Source organism: Fusobacterium sp. (assembly GCF_032477075.1).
Classification (GTDB): Bacteria; Fusobacteriota; Fusobacteriia; order Fusobacteriales; family Fusobacteriaceae; genus Fusobacterium_A.
Genome location: NZ_JAWDXO010000074.1, coordinates 1 through 3,742 on the forward strand (window position 1 = coordinate 1; position 3,742 = coordinate 3,742).

Sequence of the window (3,742 nt, forward strand, 5' to 3'; positions counted from 1 at the left end):
CATGTATGTCTCCTTTGTATAATTAGGGTGGTAACTATATTATACAAAAAAGAGAGCTGAGTGAAACATTTTTTTTAAATGTTACTCAGCTTTTTTTAATCAAAAATACTATTTTTTTATTAATCTATTATCTGTTGTCAGATTAGTTACACCATTCTTTTTGATATCTTCTATAATTATTTCTGTAAGAGCAGGATAATTAGCTACTTCCCTAGCATTAATAAACATACTATATTCATCTCCACCTACAGCAATATAATCATCACTAGCTACTTTATATACTTTATTAAAGTCAATTGATTCTCCATTTTTTAGAATTATCTTTTCTACTCTTTTACCAGCAGGATTTTTAGAATTAAAAGTGACTATAACACCAGAGAATTGAGGGAATCTACCATCAGTTTCAGGATATTTACTAAATCCATTTTCAAACATGTTCCATACTTGCTTTCCAGTAAGTTCTTTGACTATGACATAGTTTCCAAAAGGAAGAACATTTATAATATTTTCAATTGTTATATTTCCAATATCAATAGAACTTCTTATACTTCCACCACTTGTAATAGCTATATCAGCTCCACTTTTTTCAAGCATAGCATCTGTAATGAGATCCCCTAGATTAGTTTCACCAGTTCTTACTACTTCTCTACTTGCTTCTAGTAGCACAGGAGTTTTACCAATTTTTTCTAATATTATTTTTTGTTGCTGCTCTTTAATATCAAATATTAAAGCAGTTATTTTTTCATTGTCTTTAATTATAAAACTTTCATTTAATTCCATTTTTATAGACAGATCATTTCCACTGTTTACTTCATCTTTAGATAAAAGAACAGGGTAGATAGCTTTTTCACCATAAGCAAGTTCATCAAAATCTATTTTTACAATACCAATATTTTTATCATATTCACCTGTTTGTACAATAGTTACACCATTAACTACAGTTTTATCTTTTAAAGCTGTATGACTATGTCCATCAATGATAAGATTGATTTCTGGAACAGATTCAGCCAATCCTATGCTCTGCCATTCATATTTGGTAGCAGGATCATCACCAAGATGTGTGACAGCAATGATGAATTGCACATTTTCCTTTTTAAGCTCTCCAATTACTTTTTTAGCAGTATCTATAGGGTCATTGAAAGCCAAATCTTTAATAATTTGAGGATTGGCTTTGTATATAGTTTCAGGAGTAGTCAAACCAAATATTCCAACTTTTACACCACGAATTTTTTTTATTATATATTTTTCTCCAATAGAGTTTCCACTTTTATTCAATACATTAGATGTAAGAAATTTAAAATCTGCTATATCCTTTAATTTATATAACTGTTCCATTCCATAATTAAAGTCATGATTTCCAAGAGTCATAGCATTGAGTTTCATTTCATTTGAAAGCTTTATCATAGATTCACCTTTTTCCAGTGTTGCAAAGGTAGTTCCATGAGTATTATCACCTGCATCTAGATAGAGGACATTTTCTTTTCCAAAAGTATTTCTATATTCATTGATTATAGAAGCTACTTTAGGGTATCCTATTCCATCATATTTTCCTTCTTCAGCTCTTCCATGTACATCATTTAAATGAATAATAACAAGTTCATATTTGTTGTTTGGATTAGATTGAATATTACTGCACCCAGATAATAAAAAAATAATACTAATAAAAGAAAATACTAATTTTTTAAGATTCATATCCTTCCTCCCAAGAAATTCATATTTTTATTTATTAAAAAATTCTTTCCATTTATCAGCTTTAAAACCAATTAAAATTCCATCATCAGTTACTATTAAAGGTCTTTTTACAAGCATACCATTTGTAGCAAGTATTTTAATCAATTCATCATCAGTAGCTGAAGCAGTTTTTTCTTTTAAATTCATTTCTCTATAGAGCATACCACTTGTATTAAAGAATTTTTTAACAGGAATTCCACTTAATTTTATATATTTTTTTAGTTCTTCTTCTTTTGGATTATCCTCAACAATGTGCCTGCTTGTAAATTTTATATTATTCTCTTCAAGCCACTTTCTAGCATTAATACAAGTACTGCATTTAGGATAGTTAATAAATAATACTGACATAATTTTTCCTCCTTAAAAATATATTTTATTTACTATTATACAATAAATTTCAGTATTATTATATAGGAATTATTTAAAGAAATAATATAAAAATAGTAAAAATTATATATGAGTTTTATACTAAAAAAATAGTCTGTTGATATTAGTATATTGACATATATTGAAAATATTGATATAATTTTTGTTGGTACAATTATTAATTATTAGTTTTAAAATATAAAATTGAAGAATAAAATTTAAATACTTAATATAAAAATAATAGTATAAATATTTTTTAGGAGGAAAAATGTATAAAAAGAAAGATGTAGTATTAACAGGATTTGCATTATTTGCAATGCTGTTTGGAGCAGGAAATCTAATATTTCCACCAGTAGTAGGATTTATTAATGGAAATAATTGGGTAGTCTCATCTGTAGGATTTATACTGACAGGAGCAGGATTTCCACTTTTAGCAATAATAGCAGCAGCAGTGGCAGGAAAAGATCTGGATAGTTTTGCTACAAGAGTTTCCCCTCTATTTAGTAAAATATTTAATATAGCACTTATTTTATCAATTGGACCTCTTTTGGCTTTACCAAGAACAGGAGCTACAGCTTTTGAGATGTTGGTTCCTCAAAATATAGAAAATTTTCAAATGTATAAATTTGTTTTTTTAACAATATTTTTTGCAGTAACTATTTTATTTTCATTAAAGTCAAGTAAGGTTGTAGATAGAGTGGGAGCTATTCTCACTCCAATACTTCTTCTAGTATTAGCAATAATAATATTTAAAGGAGTATTTTCTCCACTAGGAGAGCCTAAAATAATGGAAGCAGCAACACCATTCAAATATGGATTTCTTAATGGATATCAGACAATGGATACCCTTGCAGCAATAGTGTTTTCAGAAATTATATTGAAATCAATAAGAAAAGGAAGAAATCTTGATGCAGCAGAGGAGTTTTCATTTTTAATAAAAGTAAGTTTTATAGCTATAGGAGGTCTCACAATAGTATATGGAGGACTTGTATATATTGGTGGGACAGCAACTGGAGTATTGGTACAGGGAATAGGAAGTACAGAACTTCTTTCTACTATAGTAGCTCTTCTTTTAGGAAAAATAGGAAAAATTGTACTTGGAATATGTGTAGCAGGTGCCTGTCTTACTACTGCTATTGGACTTACTGCAACAGTGGGAGATTATTTCAGTGGGCTTTTAAAAATAGCATATGAAAAAATAGTAATACTTACAGTCATAATCAGTTTTATTTTTGCAAGTTTTGGAGTAGATGTTATAGTTAAATTAGCAGTACCTGTTTTAGTATTTATATATCCAATATCTATTGCTCTGATTTTTTTGAATTTTATGAAAAATATTATAAAGAATGACAATGTATATGTGGGAACTGTTATAGGAACTGGAATAGTTAGTGCTTATGAAGCTATGCAAGTGATGGGGATTAATATTGAGTTATTTAATACTATTTATTCAAAACTTCCTTTAGAAAGCTTTGGGTTATCTTGGGTACTTCCTGGAATATTAGGAGGAATAATATTTAGTTTTTTTAAAAAATATTGATATTTTTTCAGAAAAAATGTTACAATTTAATAACTAAAAAATAAAAAGTATGCCTTAAAATAATAAAGAAAGGGAAGAATTCCTTTTAAGGCATACTATTTTTAT

The 3,742-nt window shown here is 27.8% G+C and carries 3 protein-coding genes; 1 reads left to right on the forward strand and 2 read right to left on the reverse strand.

The window, feature by feature from the left end:
• Nucleotides 1–108: 108 nt before the first annotated feature.
• Together E6771_RS15835 and E6771_RS15840 are read right to left on the reverse strand one after the other, a co-directional pair.
• Nucleotides 109–1,692 carry a bifunctional metallophosphatase/5'-nucleotidase gene (locus E6771_RS15835; protein ID WP_316092320.1) on the reverse strand — a complete coding sequence of 528 codons (1,584 nt, stop codon included), beginning with the start codon at nucleotides 1,690–1,692 and terminating at the stop codon, nucleotides 109–111.
• A gap of 27 nt (nucleotides 1,693–1,719) precedes the next feature.
• Nucleotides 1,720–2,079 carry an arsenate reductase family protein gene (locus E6771_RS15840; RefSeq protein WP_316092321.1) on the reverse strand — a complete coding sequence of 120 codons (360 nt, stop codon included), beginning with the start codon at nucleotides 2,077–2,079 and terminating at the stop codon, nucleotides 1,720–1,722.
• A gap of 286 nt (nucleotides 2,080–2,365) precedes the next feature.
• Here E6771_RS15840 and brnQ point away from each other — a divergent pair, with 286 nt between their 5' ends.
• A complete protein-coding gene (brnQ, locus tag E6771_RS15845; RefSeq protein WP_316092322.1) occupies nucleotides 2,366–3,637 on the forward strand; it encodes a branched-chain amino acid transport system II carrier protein in 1,272 nt (423 codons plus the stop codon).
• The last annotated feature ends 105 nt before the right edge of the window (nucleotides 3,638–3,742 follow it).

What these genes read in the sequence shown, in the direction of transcription:
- E6771_RS15835 (WP_316092320.1), bottom strand. Translation starts at nt 1,692, where the DNA reads ATGAATCTTAAAAAATTAGTATTTTCTTTTATTAGTATTATTTTTTTA.
- E6771_RS15840 (WP_316092321.1), bottom strand. Translation starts at nt 2,079, where the DNA reads ATGTCAGTATTATTTATTAACTATCCTAAATGCAGTACTTGTATTAAT.
- brnQ (WP_316092322.1), top strand. Translation starts at nt 2,366, where the DNA reads ATGTATAAAAAGAAAGATGTAGTATTAACAGGATTTGCATTATTTGCA.